This is a genomic window from Paenibacillus tabacirhizosphaerae, from assembly GCF_040812395.1.
Lineage (GTDB): Bacteria > Bacillota > Bacilli > Paenibacillales > NBRC-103111 > Paenibacillus_E.
On record NZ_JBFNXH010000001.1, the window covers coordinates 585,848 to 604,840 of the forward strand.

General features: G+C 48.1%; 14 protein-coding genes. All 14 read right to left on the bottom strand.

The genetic code is table 11. From position 1 onward, the window contains the following. Positions 1–2: 2 nt before the first annotated feature. The 14 genes from ABRS97_RS02810 to bshC all read right to left on the bottom strand — a co-directional run bounded on the left by ABRS97_RS02810 (position 3) and on the right by bshC (position 18,416). Positions 3–1,073, bottom strand: a complete 1,071-nt coding sequence (locus ABRS97_RS02810) for an undecaprenyldiphospho-muramoylpentapeptide beta-N-acetylglucosaminyltransferase (RefSeq protein WP_367811368.1) — start codon at positions 1,071–1,073, stop codon at positions 3–5. 6 nt (positions 1,074–1,079) lie between these two features. Continuing rightward, positions 1,080–2,177, bottom strand: a complete 1,098-nt coding sequence (gene spoVE, locus ABRS97_RS02815; RefSeq protein ID WP_367811369.1) for a stage V sporulation protein E — start codon at positions 2,175–2,177, stop codon at positions 1,080–1,082. Between the two features lie 52 nt (positions 2,178–2,229). Next, positions 2,230–3,624 (bottom strand): UDP-N-acetylmuramoyl-L-alanine--D-glutamate ligase, encoded by a 1,395-nt coding sequence (gene murD / locus ABRS97_RS02820; protein ID WP_367811370.1) that lies wholly within the window; start codon positions 3,622–3,624, stop codon positions 2,230–2,232. Positions 3,625–3,627: 3 nt separating this feature from the next. Beyond that, a complete protein-coding gene (gene mraY, locus ABRS97_RS02825; RefSeq protein WP_367811409.1) occupies positions 3,628–4,563 on the bottom strand; it encodes a phospho-N-acetylmuramoyl-pentapeptide-transferase in 936 nt (311 codons plus the stop codon). Between the two features lie 155 nt (positions 4,564–4,718). Beyond that, a complete protein-coding gene (locus tag ABRS97_RS02830) occupies positions 4,719–6,107 on the bottom strand; it encodes a UDP-N-acetylmuramoyl-tripeptide--D-alanyl-D-alanine ligase (protein ID WP_367811371.1) in 1,389 nt (462 codons plus the stop codon). Further along, the gene (locus ABRS97_RS02835; RefSeq protein WP_367811372.1) at positions 6,104–7,591 is read right to left on the bottom strand and encodes a UDP-N-acetylmuramoyl-L-alanyl-D-glutamate--2,6-diaminopimelate ligase; all 1,488 of its coding nucleotides are present in this window, start codon (positions 7,589–7,591) and stop codon (positions 6,104–6,106) included. The genes ABRS97_RS02830 and ABRS97_RS02835 overlap by 4 nt, the downstream gene beginning before the upstream one ends. Positions 7,592–7,704: 113 nt before the next feature. Then, positions 7,705–9,636, bottom strand: a complete 1,932-nt coding sequence (locus tag ABRS97_RS02840) for a stage V sporulation protein D (protein WP_367811373.1) — start codon at positions 9,634–9,636, stop codon at positions 7,705–7,707. 86 nt (positions 9,637–9,722) lie between these two features. Beyond that, the gene (locus ABRS97_RS02845) at positions 9,723–12,023 is read right to left on the bottom strand and encodes a penicillin-binding transpeptidase domain-containing protein (RefSeq protein WP_367811374.1); all 2,301 of its coding nucleotides are present in this window, start codon (positions 12,021–12,023) and stop codon (positions 9,723–9,725) included. Positions 12,024–12,040: 17 nt separating this feature from the next. Beyond that, complete coding sequence (gene ftsL, locus ABRS97_RS02850; RefSeq protein ID WP_367811375.1) at positions 12,041–12,484, bottom strand: cell division protein FtsL; 444 nt, start codon at positions 12,482–12,484, stop codon at positions 12,041–12,043. 103 nt (positions 12,485–12,587) lie between these two features. Next, the gene (gene rsmH, locus ABRS97_RS02855) at positions 12,588–13,538 is read right to left on the bottom strand and encodes a 16S rRNA (cytosine(1402)-N(4))-methyltransferase RsmH (protein ID WP_367811376.1); all 951 of its coding nucleotides are present in this window, start codon (positions 13,536–13,538) and stop codon (positions 12,588–12,590) included. A gap of 87 nt (positions 13,539–13,625) precedes the next feature. Then, complete coding sequence (mraZ, locus tag ABRS97_RS02860; RefSeq protein ID WP_367811377.1) at positions 13,626–14,063, bottom strand: division/cell wall cluster transcriptional repressor MraZ; 438 nt, start codon at positions 14,061–14,063, stop codon at positions 13,626–13,628. Positions 14,064–14,188: 125 nt separating this feature from the next. Beyond that, a complete protein-coding gene (locus ABRS97_RS02865; RefSeq protein WP_367811378.1) occupies positions 14,189–15,355 on the bottom strand; it encodes a DUF4349 domain-containing protein in 1,167 nt (388 codons plus the stop codon). A 150-nt stretch (positions 15,356–15,505) separates the two neighbouring features. Further along, the gene (locus ABRS97_RS02870) at positions 15,506–16,768 is read right to left on the bottom strand and encodes an adenosylhomocysteinase (protein WP_367811379.1); all 1,263 of its coding nucleotides are present in this window, start codon (positions 16,766–16,768) and stop codon (positions 15,506–15,508) included. A 13-nt stretch (positions 16,769–16,781) separates the two neighbouring features. Continuing rightward, a complete protein-coding gene (gene bshC / locus ABRS97_RS02875; RefSeq protein WP_367811380.1) occupies positions 16,782–18,416 on the bottom strand; it encodes a bacillithiol biosynthesis cysteine-adding enzyme BshC in 1,635 nt (544 codons plus the stop codon). Between the last annotated feature and the right edge of the window lie 577 nt (positions 18,417–18,993).

Below are 18,993 nucleotides of genomic sequence, written 5' to 3' on the forward strand. Positions count from 1 at the left end.
ATTCAGAACGATTTGCTGTACGTTTCAATCAGTTTGACAATCGCAGCCACGGCATCCGCTTCATTCCGGTTAGCCATTGCGGACTTGTAAGCATCACGGTTTGCATGTAAAGCCTCCAACCGTTCAGTAAGGGAATCGGATGTTAGCTCCTCTTCCGGAAGCACATCCGCATAGCCGGCTTTCTGAAACGATTTCGCATTTAAAATTTGATCTCCTCTACTTGCCTGCAGCGATAAAGGGATCAGCAGCATCGGTTTTTCCAGGATCAAAAATTCATAGATGGAAGTCGCGCCAGCCCGAGAAATAATGAGTTCCGTCATGGCTAAAACGTCAGGCAGCTCGTCATTCATATATTCGAACTGCTTATAACCCCGCACGCCGGCAAGCTCTGGTGCAATATTTCCCTTGCCGCATAAGTGAACAATTTGGAACTGCTCCAGCAATCGATTCAGATTCCCCCTGACCGCCTGATTAATTGCTTGGGACCCTAGACTTCCTCCCATAATCAGCACGACTGGCTTCTGAGAATGGAAATCGCAAAGCTGATACCCGGCAGATGCTTTACCGCTCCGTATGCGATCCCGAATCGGAAGTCCGGTCAACACAGCCTTCTGATCTTGCACATGCTGCATCGACTCCGGAAACGTAACGCATACTTTGGTCGCAAATGGAATGGAGAGCTTATTGGCAAGCCCTGGCGTTATATCCGACTCATGGATAATTACCGGTATTTTATTCATCCGACTGCCCAGCACAACCGGGACGGAAACGAACCCGCCCTTCGAAAAGACGATGGCGGGCTTCAAACGGCGAAGCAATCTATAAGACTCGTAAACGCCTTTGATGACTTTGAAAGGATCTTTGAAGTTTTTCAGATCAAAATATCTGCGTAATTTGCCAGAAGAAATCGGATAGAAGGGAACGCCCTCGCGTTCAATAATATCTTTCTCAATCCCTGTTGCGGAACCTATATATCGAATCTCCCAGCCTAACTGGCTGAGCTTTGTCATCAGCGCTATATTCGGCGTGACGTGTCCGGCGGATCCTCCTCCGGTAAAAACAATGGTTTTCATTCCCTGTCACCTCGAATAACGGGATATATTGAGCAGGATGCCAATCGATGTCAGCATAAGCGTCAATGACGATCCTCCTGCGCTTATAAGCGGTAATGTGATGCCTGTTACCGGAAACATCCCGATAACAACACCGATATTAATGATGACCTGAACCGCAACCATGCCGATAATGCCGACAGCGATCAGGCTGGCAAACGTGTCAGGTGCCGTTATGGCCGCACGCATGCCTCTCCATACCAAAATTGTAAACAACAGCAGCACCAGCGTGCCGCCAATAAAGCCGAGCTCCTCCGCAATTATGGAAAATATGAAATCCGTCTGAGGCTCAGGTAAATAGCTATATTTCTGACGGCTCATGCCGAGGCCGAGACCAACCAATCCTCCAGGACCAATCGCATACAACGATTGAATCGATTGATAACCCGCGCCAAGGGGATCCTTCCACGGGTCAAGAAAAGCGGTAATTCGCTGCAAACGATAAGGAGCTGCAATGATAAGCCCGACAAAACCAGCAACTCCTATCATACCCAGATAAGAGAGATGAATCAATCTCGCACCAGAAGTATAGATAATCAGCAGCGAAGCTCCTACGAGAACAGCGCCCGTTCCAAGATCAGGCTGCAGCATGATGAGACCAAATGCCAAGCCCATAATGCCAAGGGGCGGCAAAAGGCCCTTTGTAAAAAAGGTGATTTTTGATTGTTGCTCGGACAACATTTTGGATAAGAACAAAATCATCCCGATTTTCATGAATTCGGAAGGCTGAATGCCGAAAGCACCGATCCCGAGCCAGCTTCTCGCACCGCCACGCACAACCCCAAGCCCCGGAATCAATACGATCACCAACATACCGAAGCAGATCAAAAGCGCGAAGCGCGCATACTTTTTCCAAATTAAATAATCCACATTCATCGTAAAAAACATGGCAACTACGCCTAAAACAGCGAATAACAGCTGTCTCTTCAAGTAATAAAGCGAATCGCCGAACTCTCGAAAAGCAAGAACCGCACTGGCACTGTACACCATAATAACGCCGATTGTCAAAAGCAACAAGGTAGGAATAATGATCCAAATGTCCGGAGCGGACCGCGCTTTCCCCATAACAACACCTCTTTGCGAGTTGTGGGCTTATCCTACCTGTGGATAGGCCCTCTTAAAGTGTATGCACGGACTGCTTAAACATGCGACCCCTGTCCTCATAAGATGGAAACATATCCCAGCTTGCGCAAGCCGGAGAAAGAAGAACAATATCGCCGGATTCGCTCATTTCCCAGGCTAACTGAACGGCTTGGGACACCGCGTCCGCTGCATCCTTAGCAGTATCGACGGTTTGAACGAGGCTAATCCCTGCCAGCTCGGCAATATGATTAATTTTCTCTTTCGTTTGGCCTAATGTGACAACACCTTTAATCCGCTCACGGAAAACAGGCAAAAGCTCCATGTAATCGGAACCGCGATCCAAGCCGCCGGCTATAAGGACAATACGTTGCTCGAACGCCTCGATGGATTTGATGGAAGCCGCCGGATTCGTCGCTTTGGAATTGTTATAGAACGTGACGCCATCAAGCTCTTTGACGAATTCTAGCCGATGCTCGACGCCTTGGAAGCTTCTCAGCACATCAGCAATGTCCGTCAAGCTAACGCCCGCAGTAATAGCCGCCGCTGCCGCTGCCAGTGCGTTCTCCACGTTAAAGCTGCCCGGGATTCCCATTTCTTTCGCCGGTAAGATAGACTGTATGTACCCTTGCCCGTCCGCATAAACCAATACTTCCTTCTCGGCGTCCAAGTAAACGCCAAAAGGCAGCGCAGCCTTCATTGAGAACGGCATCACCTTCGCGCGCAGGCTTGGAATGATCGACTGACAGACAGCATCGTCCCAGTTCAAAATCGCCGTATCTTCTTCCGTTTGATTAGCAAATAATTTGGCTTTGGAGGCGATATAATCCTCCATGGTGCCATGATAATCAAGATGTGTTTCGTACAGGTTCAGCAAACAAGCAATGCGAGGACGGAAGGCTGTCGTCCCTTTTAACTGGAAGGAGCTGAGCTCAACGACCATCCAATTGTCTTTCGTCACTTCAGGAGCTGCTTCTGTTAACGCACGACCAATATTTCCGGCCACAACCGGCAGCAGGCCGCCTTTTTCCAACATTTTACCAATCAAAGTGGTGGTGGTGGTTTTGCCATTCGAACCTGTAATCCCGATTATCGGAGCTTCACAGAATTGATAAGCAACTTCAACCTCCGTAACAACCTCAATCCCGAGCTCTTCCGCCTTGCGAATAGGCTCCACGGTGTAAGGGATTCCCGGATTTTTCACCACGAGCGCTACCCCTGCGTGCACAAGGGACTCTGGATGAAAGCCGCAAACAACAGAAATACCCAGAGCCTCCAGTTCGTCGGCTTCAGGGCATGCGCTCCGCTCTTTTTTGTCATTGACCGTTACAACGGCTCCTTTTTGATGAAAAAGCTTAGCCGCAGCGACTCCGCTCCGAGCCAAGCCCAAAATAATGACTTCAAGTCCACGATACTCACGCGGATGCTTCATGCTTTATAACACCTCATTCATATATAATCCGAGTACAGCAAGCACAAGGCCTACCACCCAGAACGTGATGACGACGCGCCACTCCGACCAGCCCACCAATTCAAAATGGTGATGTATCGGGCTCATTTTGAAAACGCGTTTGCCTCTTGTCTTAAAGGAAACCACTTGAATCACAACGGACAGAATTTCAATCAGGAATACCCCGCCAATGATCGCAAGCAGCAGTTCGGCTTTAGTCAAAATCGCAACTGCTACGAGACCGCCGCCAATTCCAAGAGATCCTGTGTCTCCCATAAATACTTTAGCCGGATGCGCGTTGAAAACCAAGAAGCCTAGAACAGCTCCAACCATTGCTGCGGAAAAAATCGCCGCCTCCGGCTGCGTATTGTTCATCGCGATAACCGTATACGCACCAAACGCAATCGCGCTTGTGCCTGCAAGCAGCCCATCCAAACCATCCGTAAAGTTAACAGCATTGGAAGCACCGAGCATAAGAATCGCCATGAGTGGGAAATACAGCCAACCTGCATTCAAATGAAATTCTACAAAAGGAATGTATAAGTCCGTGCTGTGCCCTTGCTGAACCAGCAGGTAACAGACGATTGCGGAAATCAGCAGTTGGCCGAACAGCTTCTGTTTGGCCGTTAGACCTAAAGAACGTTTAAAAATGATTTTGATGTAATCGTCCAGAAAGCCTACGAGTCCATAACCCAAAGAGGCAATCAGCAAGATCAGCAGGTCTGTATTTTTATCTGCGAATTTGAGCGTCGCCAGCGCCAAAGCGAGCAAGATGATCGTACCTCCCATCGTAGGCGTCCCTTGCTTCTTCAGATGGCCTTTGGGGCCGTCCTCACGAATCTGCTGACCGAATTTCATTCGCCGTAAAATCGGGATGAAGAGCGGTCCCATGATGAGCGATAAGACGAATGCGACACCCATCGTTAATAATATTGCGTTTTCCACTTTGGTTCCTCCTGCTCGTTTTCCGAACGGGAAAACGAAGATCTATTCATTATTGTCTGTAGCGCATATCACGATTTGGTGAAGCAAAACGATTGTATAACTTGATGGGATCTAGCATGGAGCTTATCTTGTTAGGCGAGCAGTGCCTGCACAACCTGTTCCAGCCTCATTCCTCGCGAGCCCTTTACGAGGACGATGTCATCCGCTCGTACGAGCCCAGCCAGCTCTGCAGCCAGCTGATCTTTGTCGTCGAATGCGCGCACGCGATCGTTCGCAAACGACTTCGCCGCTTCCTCCGCGATGAAGCGGCCGAGGCGGCCGAACGTGAAGACGTAGTCTACACGTTCCGGCGAAAGCATTGCGCCAATGCCGCGATGGAACTGCTCTTCGTGCTCGCCAAGCTCCAGCATATCGCCGAGCACGACAAACTTGCGACCGAAGCCGCGAAGCTGCTCGGTCAGCGTAATAGCCGCCCGCATAGAGGCCGGGCTGGCGTTGTACGCATCGTTCAGCACCGTCAGCCCTGAGGCTGACGTCAGCTTCTCGATGCGCATGCTTGTCATCTGCAGCGAGCGCAGACCCGCGCAGATGTCTTGCGGCGAAACGCCAAAGGCTTCGCCGATGGCAATGGCCGCTAAAGCATTAATGACGTTGTGCTCGCCCAGAAGTGGAATATACAATTCCGGATATGCCGAAGAATTGATTTCAAAATAGGCCCCGTCTGCATCCATACGAATAGCAGTTGGGTAAAGATCGTTGCCTGCGCCGCTGCCGAAGCGAATACGGCGTAACCCTGCCGGCTCGCTGCGTTCAGCGAGCGCTTGATCGATCAGAGGCTCGTCACCATTCGCAACGAACAATCCGCCGCTGTGCATACCGCTCACAATCTCGGCTTTCGCCCTTGCGATTTCTTCGCGGGAACCCAGCTGAAGCATGTGCGATTCGCCGATCATCGTAATGATGGCCGCTTCCGGTTCCGCCAGCTCCGATAAGAGCTCGATCTCGCCTCGTCCGCTCATCCCCATCTCCACGACAGCGAATTCAGTCGTTTCCTCAAGCTGCAGCAGCGTCAGCGGCAAACCGATATGATTATTCAAGTTTCCTTTCGTTTTATGCACCCGATATGTGCTGCCTAAAACAGCAGCAACCAAATCCTTGGTTGTCGTTTTTCCATTACTGCCTGTAATGCCGATAATCCGCACAGGAAGCTGTTTGCGGTAAGCCTTGGCCAGCTGTTGGAGTGCTGTCAGTGTATCTTTCACACGAATAATCGGCATGCCTTCCGGCGGATACGGATGGTCATCCTGCCATAAAGCCGCTGCTGCACCCTTGCTGTATGCATCCGCCGCATAGGCATGCCCATCGAAACGATCGCCGATTAAAGGCACGAACAGACTGCCTGGTTGTATAGATCGCGTATCTGTGGATACGCCTTGAATGTTTATCTCTTCACTGGACAATAATGGGCTAGCATTACTGCCCAGCATGTCTGCAATTTGCTGCAGCGTCCGGCTAATCATCGGCCTCTTCCCCTTATCGCAGCCTTAGCCACCAAACGATCATCAAAATCATGCTTAACCCCCATGATATCTTGATACGTTTCGTGGCCTTTTCCCGCTATCAATATTACATCTTTCGGGCCTGCCCTATCAATAGCTTTCTGTATCGCTTGCTTGCGATCCACGATCAACTCGTATTTCTCGCAAGGAAATCCGGCCTCTTCCAATCCGGGAACGATATCTTTCAATATCGCATCCGGCTGCTCCGTTCTCGGATTGTCCGAGGTCACATATAAATAATCGCTGTATGCTGCCGTTACTTTCCCCATCAATGGCCGCTTCTTGCGATCGCGATCGCCGCCGCAGCCGAAAACGGTATAAATGTTGCCTTCAGCAAACTCACGGATCGTGGAAAGCGCATTTTCCAAGCCGTCCGGCGTATGGGCATAATCAACCAGGACCAAGTAATCCTGGCCTTCACTGACAACCTCCATACGCCCATCCACCACAGCTACATTCTCTAGACTATTCCGAATCTGCTCGAGCGCAACACCTTCCGCCAAAGTTGAGGCAATTGCCCCAAGCGCGTTATACACATTAAACTTTCCGACCAGCTTCATACGGAACAGAGCCTCACCCGCGAAGGAAACGAGGCGAAACTCCGTACCTTGAGCTGTAATTCGAATATCCGTTGCCCTGACATCGCACTCGCGGTCTATCCCGAAGGTAATGACCTCAGCAGCAGTCAGCTTGCTGAAAGTTGCTGAGGCCGCATCGTCAGCATTCAGTATCGCGTATTGACGTTCGTTGGGATTCTTCGAGAACCCGTTGCCCAGTCTAGAAAAAAGAAGCCCTTTCGCACTTTCGTATGCTTCCATCGTTTTATGATAATCCAAATGATCCTGGGTCAAATTCGTAAAAATGCCAGAACGAAATTGAACCCCTTTCACACGCCCCAGTTCAAGGGCATGGCTGGATACTTCCATGATGCAGTAATCCGTCCCATGCTCACGCATTTTACGGAAATTCCGCTGAAGATCAAGCGCTTCTTGCGTCGTCCGCTCCATCTCTGTATAGGTATCGCCAATTTTCATTTCAATCGTGCCCATTAAACCAGTGGTAAAACCTGCGTCGCGCAATATTTTTTCGATCAGATACGTTGACGTTGTTTTCCCATTCGTTCCCGTAATCCCGATTACCTTCAGCTCTTTGCTTGGATAACCGTAAAAATGGGCAGATAACGCGGCCATCGCATATCGGGCATCCTTAACGACTAACTGAGGCACTGGCAGTTCCAGCACTCGCTCTGTAACAAGGGCAGAAGCCCCGAGCGCTACCGCATAAGGGGCGAAATCATGGCCATCTACAGTTAAACCAGGGATGCAAAGGAACAAATTCCCCATCTTCACTTTCCGGGAATCGGCTTCAAGTCCGGTAATTTCCGTTTCAGCATCACCGTGTATATGTGTAATGAGCAGCGCAGAAGCAAGCTCCTTCAATTTCATAGGTCACACACTCCTTAGCTTTTTGAACAAAAATAGCAATCATCTCTATTATGGACAATTTTATGCAGGCAGAAAAGCAAAACATGTCTTTCTTTGAATCTTTTTTTCATTTTTTATTGCGGCGGCTCGCTGTTAGATAAAAAGATTCGAATGGTCGAGCCTTGATCCACTCTCGTTCCCGCCTTCGGCGCTTGGGAGATCACATATTTGCCGTTCCCCGACTTCGCCAGCTTGAAGTTCATGTTCAGGTCTTCTAATATATCATCAACGGAGGCGCCAACCAAGTTCGGCACTTCAACAACCGGCGTTTCTCCGTAGCGATAGTCTTTATCGAGCTGTTGTTTGTTCGGTTCCACTTTCATATACCGCAAAGCGTCTGTCATCATATTCTTAACAAGCGGAGCGGCAATCAGCCCCCCGAATTGAATGCCCTTAGGATCATCGACAGCTGCATAAACCACAATCTTTGGATTGTCTGCTGGCGCAAACCCGACGAAAGAAACGATGTGCTCATCAGGCGAATAGCGTCCGTTTATGACTTTCTGCGCAGTCCCTGTCTTTCCGCCAACGCGATAGCCGTCGATAAATGCATTCCGTCCAGTCCCTTTGGCAACTACGCTTTCAAGTGCTTCCCGGACCTGTTTGGAAGTATCTTCGGATATGACGTTGCGTACAAGCTCTGGTTCGACGACATTGACGAGCTCACCCGACTCTGGATTCGCAAACGACTTCGCTACATGCGGTTTAAACAATCGTCCCCCGTTCACTGCCGCGGAGACAGCCGTAATTTGCTGAATCGGCGTAACCGAAACCCCTTGACCAAAAGCTGTCGTTGCTAGCTCGACCGGGCCGACTTGCGATGGCTTGAACATGATTCCATTCTCTTCACCGCCCAAATCAATACCGGTTTTCTTACCGAAACCGAATTTCGAAATGTAGTCAAACAGTTTTTCTTTACCTAACCGTTGGCCCATAACTACAAAGCCAGGGTTACAGGAGTTCTCGACGACTTGCAGCATCGTTTCACTGCCATGACCGCCCCGTTTCCAGCACCGCAGCCGAGCTCCGCCCACTTCAATAAATCCGGGATCAAAAAATTGCTCGTTCTTTAAATCTACCTTTTTCTCCTCTAAGGCTGCTGCCAGTGTAATAATTTTGAACGTGGAGCCGGGCTCGTACGTTTTCCAAATCGGTAAATTCCGGTTATAGGTCTCCGTCGAGTAGTTGTTATAATTACCGGGTTCATAAGTCGGTCTGCTCCCCATCGCCAGTATCTCACCGTTGTTTGGATCCATCATAATGGCCAAAACATTCTGTGCCTGATATTGGACCATTGCCTGGTCCAGTTCTCTTTCCAGAACAGATTGCAAATGGCTGTCGATCGTCAACTGCAGGTTAAGCCCGTCTTTCGGCTCCGCGTACTCGTCCGTCGTTCCCTTAAGCTGCCTGCCAGCCGCATCCGCCATGTAGGAGATGCTTCCCTTGACGCCCTGCAAATATTTATCATACTTGGCTTCCACGCCAGTTAAGCCTTCGTTATAGGTATTCGTAAAGCCAAGCACATGAGCAGCTAATGTCCCGAAAGGATAAAACCGTTTATTATCTTCCGCGATCACGATGCCTGGCAGTTTCAGTTCACGTATTTGTTGCGCTTTCTCCAGCGTAATTTTACGGCCAGTCGGCTTTACGTTGTTTATGCGTGTCTTTTTGGTAATCTGCTTGTAGATTTCATCCTCGTTGCCTTGAAGCACCTCTGCCAATTTACTGGCCGTTAATCTAGGGTCTGTAATCTGGACGGGGATAGCCATAACGGAAGGCGTACTGACATTATACGTAAGCGTAACTCCGTTTCGGTCTTGAATTTCGCCTCTTTTTGCAGCAAAATCAATATCCCGCCGCCAGCTATTCTCCGCCTTATCCGCCAAATCTTGTCCAATCCACAACTGGACATATGCCAGACGCAGGATGAGTGCAGCAAAAACTATCGTGCTAATAATAAGCGCAGTAAATAATCTGCGACGAACGGTAACGTTGGATGCACGCATGAACGTTCGCTCCCCCTTCCAAAACAGTCAAGATCGTTCATATCCAGACTATTCGGGACAAACAGGGGTTAGAACAAGCACTTCGATTACGGCGATTTTTTGCCTGTTCCACGAGGCGAACCTTCCTTGCTAGTTGGTGTAGCTGTTGGCACTGGCGATGCAGGAGCAGTTGTAGGCGTCTGTCCAGCCGCAGCCCCCGTCGATTTATCACTCAAGGGCCGGAGTTCCAAAGTAACAGAGCGACTTCCGCCGTCCCCTGTTGAGCTTTGATCGGCAACGTACCCTTCTCCATTAATTTGGCAGTCCACCTTCAAGAAGGAGCAGGTTTCCATCGCGTCGCGAAGCGATTTGCCAACCAAGTTAGGCAGAGGCATCTCATCTACGGATTGCATGGCTACATAGATTCGTTGGGTAGCAAGAATTTCAGCACCCGCTTTTGGAAATTGATCGACCGCTTCCGCGCCTTTACCGAACACATCCAACTTCAAACCGCTTTCCTTCGCTGTTTCCTTGGCAGCCTCCGCCGTATTGCCCACAAAATTAGGCACCGTCAGCTTGTTCGCTTCCGGCGTCGGCGCTTTGGTCTGTTTCGTTGAAGCGACACCCATATATTGCAACGATTCGGTAACAATTTCTTTAAAAGCAGGCGCTAGAACCTGGCCTCCCAAGTGATAGTTGCCGCCAAGATCCGGTTGATCTGCGATCAGCGTCACGAGAATACGGGGATTTTCAACAGGCGCATACCCGATGAACGAGATTACCCACGTATTCGGGGAGTACGTTTTCTCTCCTGGAAGAACGATATTCGCCGTTCCTGTTTTTGCCGCAACCCGGTAACCTTCCATGTAGGCGAGCTTGCCTGTACCTTTTTCTTGGTCGGAAACAACCTGTTCTAAATATTCGCTAACTTGCGCTGCAGTTTGCTCTGTAACCACTTGACGCACGACTTGCGGAGCAAAGGATTGGATCGTTTGCCCATTCTTGGGATCGACGATATCTTTGACGATATGCGGCCACATCAGCTTACCGCCATTTGCCATCGCAGCATAAGCGGCTGTTTGCTGAATAGCGGTCACAACAACTTTTCCTTGCCCGTAGGTAGCTGTTGCGAATTCAGGGTCATATTTCGGCTCAATGATGCCGGTTACTTCGCCAGGCATATCGATGTTCGTTTTCTGATCGAATCCAAATTGGCGCATATAATATTCCAGCTTGGGTACGCCAAGTTTTTCAAATCCGAGCTTAACAAAGGCTACGTTACTCGAGCGTTTAAGCCCCTCAAGAAACGAGATTTTCCCCCAGCCAACACGGTTATGGTCATGAAGCTCTCTATCCTTCACGCGAATCATGCCTGACTGATAAAATTCGTTCGGATTAAATAAACCTTCCTGCACGGTCCCAGCCAAGGTTACGATCTTGAAGGTGGAACCTGGCTCATAGCGAGATGCGATAGCATTATTTTTGAAATCGCTCTGGTCCTTAATGGTCCAGTATTTATTGGGATTAAAGGTCGGCGTATTCGCCATGCCGAGAATCTCCATCGTCTGCGGATCTACCGCTATAGCCGTTAAGCTTTTGGGATGCCACTTGTCATTCACTTTGGCCAGCGCGCTTTCCAGATAGAATTGGATATTTTTATCGATCGTCAGACGCACATTTTTACCATCTTCGGCCGGTTTGAAATCGATCTTGGAATCTGGAAGTTCTACGCCCTTCGCATCCGTCTCATGCTGCATCATCCCCGGCACGCCCTTAAGCACATCATCGAGCTTTAGCTCCAGCCCGAGGGAAGGAACACCTTCTTTATTCGTGTAGCCGAGTATGTGAGAAGCCAACGTCTCTCCCGGATAGTATCGTTTCTTCTCCTCCGAAATGTTGATTCCAATGTCTGCCTTTTCTTTGAGACCATGTTTAATACGCAGATTTTTCATGAATTCAATGACAGCATCCGCTTTATCTTTTTCAATCTTCCAGCCTTCATTTTTTATTTCCACATTCATCGCAAAATCCGATCCGTCCGGCTTCCTTTTTGTAGCCCGTTCACGGATTTTATTCACTAAAGCAGGTTTCGTTTCGTCCGAGTCTTTCAAAATTTCTGCTAATCCTTGCGCGATCTCTTCTGAAATATGATAGCCATCGATCATTTTCGGATTTAAAGAAACCGTATATGACGTAGCATCAAGGGCAAGCACCTTATCGTTTCTGTCCAGAATTGAGCCTCTGACGGGCGCCAGCACCTTATCGGTCTCCCATCTTTGTTCCGCTTGTCCTAGCAACCACGAGGCTTCTACCACTTGAATCCAATAGACTTTCGTTAAAAGGACAACAAAAAGAAGGGTAAATAACCCTCCGATTAACAACGAACGCACTTTAATTTTTTTTGTCATATGGAATACCTGCCTGTTTACGGATTGTAGGCTACTTTAGCGGATTTGTCGGTATTTGCAGCTGTCTTTCCTTTTGCAGGAGAGGGGGTCTGGCTGATCTGATTCTCATCTTGCGGTTTCAATCCGAGACGTTTTGCTTCTGCGCCTAACCGCTCCGGGCTTTGCAATTTCTCCACTTCTTGCTTAAGCGCGCTATTCTCCGCTTGTATGATGCGGATATCTTTTTGCAAATCCAGAATATCCTTGTTCATCTGGTAAATCGCCGCGTACCTCCAAATGATGACGCCCGCTACGACAACACAAAGCACGACGGTGAATAAGTATAACATCTTTTCTTGCACAGGAATAGATTTATTGCGGTAAACAACTTTAGTCGTTTCCTTTATTTTCACTTTGGGCGGTTGTTTTTTCATATTTTGCTTCTGATCAAGCGCCAAATTCCCTTGGATATAAGCGGACATCGTTCTTATTCCTCCCCAGCGTTTTGCTTAGCAAAACTGTTTTGGTAAGCTTTCGCTTAGCCGCTTCCACAGGAACGTTGGCGTCATAAGCATCAGCTTGGATTCAAAGCTTTTCGGCAATTCTCAGCTTCGCCGATCTAGCTCTCTGGTTCATTTCGAGCTCCTGTTCACCAGGGATAATCGGTTTACGCGTTATTAATTTGAGCATGCCTTCACGTTTACAAACACATATTGGAAAATCAGAAGGACATGTACATTTCTCGACATGACTCACCATGATTTGCTTGCAGATTCGGTCTTCCAGCGAGTGAAACGTAATTACCGCCACTCTGCCTCCAGATGCAAGACAGCGGATCGATTGCTCCAGCGCTTCTTCGAAAGCGCCTAATTCATCGTTTACCGCAATTCTGAGCGCCTGGAAACTGCGCTTAGCTGGATGGCCCCCGGTTCTTCTTGCTGCAGCCGGAATACCCTCCTTGATGAACTCAACCAGCTCGCCTGTCGTTTCAATTGGCTTCTTCTCCCGCGCTTCTACAATGACAGAAGCGATTCGGCGTGAAAACTTCTCTTCGCCATATTCATACAAAATTCGCGCAATTCGGTCTGGCGGCCACTCATTTACGATCGTTTTGGCTGTTAATTCCGTCGTACGATCCATTCTCATGTCGAGCTCTGCATCATGGTTATAGCTGAAACCTCGGTCAGCTTCATCCAACTGCGGCGATGAAACGCCAAGATCGAACAAAATGCCATCGACCTGCGGCTTGCCGTCTCGAAGCGCTCTAGGTTCGCTCCGCAGTACATGCTCCAAATCCCGAAAGTTGCTTTTCACAATTTTCACACGATCTAGATAAGGAGCAAGCACGGTTTGTGCATTCGCGAGTGCGACATCATCCTGATCCAGAGCAATCAGCAGCCCTTCCGGACCAAGCTTTGAGGCAATCAGCGAGCTATGTCCTGCTCCTCCCATGGTGCAATCGACGTAAACCCCGTTTGGTTTTATATGTAAACCTTCTACAGATTCTTCCTTCAGTACCGTCACATGATGAAACACTTGGTGTCCTCCTAAGAGCTTTCCGTAGGAAAGCTAACTTCGTAAGCATTAACTGAGTTTTGCATAAGCAAAACTGACTTCGTAAGCCTATAAATCAAAATTAAAGTCGACGAGTTTCTCGGCAATTTCATTAAACGATTGTTCGGATTCATTGGAATAGCTTTCCCAAATATGTTTGCTCCAAATCTCTACCCGATTGGATACGCCAATCACAACACAATCTTTCTCCAGCTTGGCGTGGTCAACGAGATTTCCGGGAATGTTCGCTCTGCCTTGCTTATCGAGATCGCATTCCGTTGCCCCAGAGAAAAAGAACCGGGTAAAGGCGCGTGCATCAGACTTCATCAGCGGCAGCGCTTTAAGCTTTTGTTCAAGAATCGTCCATTCCGATCGCGGATAGACGAATAAACATTGATCCAAGCCGCGTGTGATAACAAACGAGTCGCCAAGGGCTTCACGAAACTTAGCCGGAATAATCATTCGGCCTTTCTCGTCAATGCTATGCTGGTATTCCCCCATGAACATAGCATGGCGCCCCCTTTTCCTCCACTTTGTACCACTTTCCACCACTTTTTAATGATAATTCGCCATAAACGCAACAAATCCTGCTATATAAGCAGGATTTGTTAAATATTTTTTTGAAATTATCGTTATTGTCCGTCTTTTGTCCCTTGTGCTTCATCTTGCAATGCATTTAATGCGGCATTTTGAGCCTTAAGCTGATTTCTAGTCTCTAATAAATACTTATTTCTTTTCCGTCTAAATACCCAAATAGGTACAATAATAATGGCAGCGAGGACTAATACCGGCAGCGCCGCCGCCAAGAACACGAGAATTCCTTGAAGAACTGCAGCCAGTACGTTCAAACTGGAATTCCAAGCTCTTGTAATACGATCTTCCAACGTAATTTTACTTGGGTCAGAAAGTAGCGGCTTGTTGCCTGTCTGTTGGTACATGCGCAGTTCAATGGTTGAGTACGTTACATTCTGATCCAGGTATCTCATTCGACCCTTGATCTGTTCAATTTCCCCCTGCACCTTGGAAAGCTCATTGGAAAATGCGAGCAAATCATCCGTTTTCGAAGCTTTGTCCATAAAACCAAGCAAACGCGTTTCAACCAACTGCTTCGCTTTCAGTCGCGACTCCAAATCAACATATTCTTCCGTCACATCCTGCCCCTGAATATTACGTTGCAGCGATGGGCTTATTTTCTCAAGCCCATCCAGCAAGGAAACGAAGCCGTTGGCTGCAACCTTGATCGTATATGTTCCCCCGCGTTCCCCCGTGCTTGCATTCTCAGAAAACTGCAAAATATAAGCGCCGCTTAGCGCCACCAGATTACGCAGCTCCGTTTGGGCTTTGCCGTAGTCTTCGACTGGCATCACCAAATTAGCTTGGTAGATCAACTTACGGTTAAAGCCAGCCGCTTCATCACTGCCAGTCGCGGGAATGACCGTGATCGGCACCGTTTTATCCGATGCTGCCGCAGCGGTGACCGCTTGCTTTTTCATCGAATCACTTGTTGCATCCGCACGTGGAGCCACTTCGACTGACGCCGCTTTTTGTTCAACCGCCATCGAATTCTCCACTTGTGCGTTGCCGCTAGGCTGACTTGCCGCTTTGTCCTTACTCAATTTTGGAGCCTTGGAATCCGCTTCCGAAGCGCCGCACCCTGAAATCACAAACACCAATAGCAAAGCCGCTGCCAGCATCCACCCTGCGGACCGCTGATTCTGTTTTCCTCGAAACGCCCCTTTTCTTTTGAATCGTGTGTAAATTGTTTTGCCAGGATAGCTTTTTCTTTGTGAAGACCCCATTTTAGCCAACTCCTCATTAACCATTATTAGGTTATACACCCTATTAACGGACATGGAGGGAAGAAGGTTGCAGAAGCGTTCCAAGTTCCAAGAAGTTAGCTGCAATAAAAAAGCTTGAAGGGACTCCCATCCCTTCAAGCTCTTCACCTTTTAATGTTCAGCCCAGCTGTCTAAGTAATCTGTCTGTTCTTCCGTCAATGAATCAATGCTGGTTCCAAGCGATTCCAATTTGAATCTAGCTACTTGTTCATCAAGTTCGTAAGGGACATTAACTACTTTTTTGCCAATGCTCTCATAGCGTTCGTTCACGTATTTCAATGACATCGCCTGCAGCGCAAAGGTCATATCCATAATTTCAGCCGGATGACCGTCTCCAGCAGCCAAATTCACAAGACGACCCTCTGCAAGAATATACACTTTGCGACCGTCCGTCAATTGATACTCTTCAATGTTTTTGCGAACGGTACGTTTGGATGAGGACAAGGCTTCGAGCTCCGGTTTGTTCACTTCAACATCGAAATGTCCGGCATTGGAAAGAATCGCGCCATCTTTCATCACTTTATAGTGCTCGCCTCGAATGACGTCACGATTACCTGTAACGGTTACGAAGAAATCACCCTGTTTAGCAGCTTCAATCATCGGCATAACAGCAAAACCGTCCATATAAGCTTCAACAGCTTTAATAGCGTCAATTTCAGTTACGATGACATTAGCGCCTAAGCCTTTAGCGCGCATCGCCACACCCTTACCACACCAGCCATAGCCAACTACAACGACTGTTTTTCCAGCTACTACAAGATTCGTCGTGCGGTTAATTCCGTCCCAAACCGATTGGCCGGTTCCATAACGATTATCAAACAAATATTTACAGAAAGCATCATTTACAGCAACCATCGGAAACTCAAGCTGATTTTGTTTTTCCATCGCCTTAAGACGCAAAATGCCCGTTGTCGTCTCTTCCGCTCCGCCTCTTACATTCACCATTAGATCTTTACGTTCTGCATGCAGGGTAGAAACCAGATCGCCACCATCATCGATAATCAAATCAGGTTTGGATTCCAGCGATTTAACAAGCAGTTCTTTGTATTCTTCTGGACTCGGATTGTACTTGGCAAAAACGGTAATTCCATCTTCTACCAGTGCCGCACATACGTCATCCTGTGTGGAAAGCGGGTTGCTTCCCGTAATCGTCACTTCAGCTCCGCCGGCTTTTACAACCTTAGCCAAGTAAGCCGTTTTTGCTTCCAAATGGAGTGAAATCGTTACTTTCAGTCCTTTGAAAGGCTGCTCTTTCTCGAATTGCTCGCGAATCCGGTTAAGTACCGGCATGTGCGCCTGAACCCAATCAATTTTCAAATGACCGTCCGGCGCTAAACTCATATCCGTAACAATACTTTTGTTTGTTGCGTTCATGTTTCCATTCCTCCTAAAGATAATATATACGATGCATACCGTCCACTGGAATTGGCTTTTCGATTAAAGTAGTTAGCCAATCATTGCCATAGCGATTTATATAAGCACACCAATTATACACTCTTTCTTGCGGCTTGGCTAACGGTAAAATCGTAAGCCGAATTCGCTCAAGCTGTCTTATCGCAGAATCGAACTGCGTCTTGTACGCTTCTGAAGCTTTTTTCTCTAAGAATTCGATCTGTTCAACAATTTTGGCCAAATTCGTCTCGCCAAGCTTTTGGACACCGGGATTTATAGCGGACAACGATTCTACAAGCGGCGCGTAGTTTGCCTGAAAATCCACTTTCACCGCGTTAAACCTTTCAGCAAGCTGGAGTGTATCCTGAGAATGGAGCCATTCCTGCTTTTTCTCTTCAAAACGCGCGAGCACATCATCTACAGTTAGTCCATATTTGCTCATATGTTTGTGTACAGTACCTTCAATTAAAGTAAACTCAAGCCGCGGCGCAATAATAGGCATTTTCATGCCAAACAATTCAAACGCTTGCTTCGTTAAAGCCCAGTATGCGATTTCCCCCGGCCCCAACACCGTTGCGAGGACTGGAAATACAAACTCTTGCATGAGCGGCCGTGTCATCACATTATTGCTAAGCTGATCAGGCGACGTTACGGCAACATCATGCAGCTGTTCGCGCGTGAACGTGTAATCCTTCTTTTTATCCGTAAAGCGATCGCCGTCACGCTGCAAGAGAAGCCGTTGTCCATCCGCGATGACAAACAAATTGGCCCCGTCCTCGGCAATCTCAGCCTGCGCCATGTAACCCGCTGCCTCGACTACACTACGGCTTTGCAGAAGAGAAGTCGATAGCTCTTCGTTGCGAAGCACGAGTTGTTCAAACATTGGAGCTTCCAACCGCCGAAGCGCAGGATCATCGGAATCAATGAAGACAAGTCCATATTCGCCGAATAAAACAGCCATCCATTTAGCGAATGCATCAGACAATGTGCCTGAGCCTTCAGTTGTAAGTTTCAGCTTGGCAAGCAGAGAGGCCTTGAATTCCGTATCCATTAACGACTGATCAAGCGCTTCGAGCGCTTCTCTCCAGGCATCAGGCTGAAGAGTAAGCCTGCTCACCGGCGTTCGCTGACCTGTCGGATGCTCAACCTTCAGCTTCTCAACCTGCTGTGTGTTCGACAGCGAATAAATATGATTCACTTCATCGAAATCGTGATCTTCGCCCGCCACCCAAAAAACAGGAACAACCGGACGCTCCAACCTCTCACTCCACTGGCGCGCAAGTTGAATAATCGTAATTGCTTTATACAAGACAAGGAGAGGTCCGCCAAAAAGCCCGGCTTGCTGCCCTCCAACAATCGTTAGAGCCGCTTTGTCAGCTAGCGCTGAAATATGTGCAAATGCAGCCGGACTATTGCCAATACGTTCGTTATAAGCCTTTAATACTTCCATTAATAGATGTCGATCCGCTGTCGGTGCCGTCTGAGGTCGGTTGAGCCAATCGATGCGTTCCTGCCAGTCATTCATATCGCTATAATGATAGGGAAATAATGCCTTAGCTTGACTCCCATGTATCATGTAATCTTCAGCAAGAGTCTGACTTTTCTTCCAATGAAAAGCTTCCATTTGCATATGCGACGCTGTCTCCTCTTCATCTCATCATGAGATCAACCATAATCGAAAATCTATTTCTTTAGATCCTTCTTTTCTGATTGTACACGGATAGATGAAAATCGTCAAAACTGTATTTTTTTCAATTACATTTCAGCCACATAGTAGCAAGGAAAACCTGAGGCCGTGCCTTAGGTCCTTGTCTAAACCCATACTGTTGAACATGGAGAGGGAATTGGGTATAGAGTTCCAACCGCCGTTAAAGTCGTGTTCCTTGATTGGACAAGGTGGTATGAACACGACTTTAAAGGCGGACGCTATCGCTTTTCCACCCCATACCCATTCCCTCTGTTCGACTTTCTGCTGCCTTCCACTTTCTTTTTTGACTAATCTGTCTTCCATCCGGTATTCCTATCCATGAACACCCCTGAAAGAGTAAGATTCCGGGTACATTTCGCATCGCAAGCTTTGCATGAAAACGGAGGAGGTACCGGCGGACCGCCTATTCCTCATGCAAAGCGATATCCGCGGAACTACGGAGCCTTATTCCACGGTAACGTCCCCTTTCTTCCCTTGAAGAGGAACTAGGGTGCGTTAA

What these genes read in the sequence shown, in the direction of transcription:
- ABRS97_RS02810 (WP_367811368.1), bottom strand. Translation starts at nt 1,073, where the DNA reads ATGAAAACCATTGTTTTTACCGGAGGAGGATCCGCCGGACACGTCACG.
- spoVE (WP_367811369.1), bottom strand. Translation starts at nt 2,177, where the DNA reads ATGGGGAAAGCGCGGTCCGCTCCGGACATTTGGATCATTATTCCTACC.
- murD (WP_367811370.1), bottom strand. Translation starts at nt 3,624, where the DNA reads ATGAAGCATCCGCGTGAGTATCGTGGACTTGAAGTCATTATTTTGGGC.
- mraY (WP_367811409.1), bottom strand. Translation starts at nt 4,563, where the DNA reads ATGGGTGTCGCATTCGTCTTATCGCTCATCATGGGACCGCTCTTCATC.
- ABRS97_RS02830 (WP_367811371.1), bottom strand. Translation starts at nt 6,107, where the DNA reads ATGATTAGCCGGACGCTGCAGCAAATTGCAGACATGCTGGGCAGTAAT.
- ABRS97_RS02835 (WP_367811372.1), bottom strand. Translation starts at nt 7,591, where the DNA reads ATGAAATTGAAGGAGCTTGCTTCTGCGCTGCTCATTACACATATACAC.
- ABRS97_RS02840 (WP_367811373.1), bottom strand. Translation starts at nt 9,636, where the DNA reads ATGCGTGCATCCAACGTTACCGTTCGTCGCAGATTATTTACTGCGCTT.
- ABRS97_RS02845 (WP_367811374.1), bottom strand. Translation starts at nt 12,023, where the DNA reads ATGACAAAAAAAATTAAAGTGCGTTCGTTGTTAATCGGAGGGTTATTT.
- ftsL (WP_367811375.1), bottom strand. Translation starts at nt 12,484, where the DNA reads ATGTCCGCTTATATCCAAGGGAATTTGGCGCTTGATCAGAAGCAAAAT.
- mraZ (WP_367811377.1), bottom strand. Translation starts at nt 14,063, where the DNA reads ATGTTCATGGGGGAATACCAGCATAGCATTGACGAGAAAGGCCGAATG.
- ABRS97_RS02865 (WP_367811378.1), bottom strand. Translation starts at nt 15,355, where the DNA reads ATGGGGTCTTCACAAAGAAAAAGCTATCCTGGCAAAACAATTTACACA.
- ABRS97_RS02870 (WP_367811379.1), bottom strand. Translation starts at nt 16,768, where the DNA reads ATGAACGCAACAAACAAAAGTATTGTTACGGATATGAGTTTAGCGCCG.
- bshC (WP_367811380.1), bottom strand. Translation starts at nt 18,416, where the DNA reads ATGCAAATGGAAGCTTTTCATTGGAAGAAAAGTCAGACTCTTGCTGAA.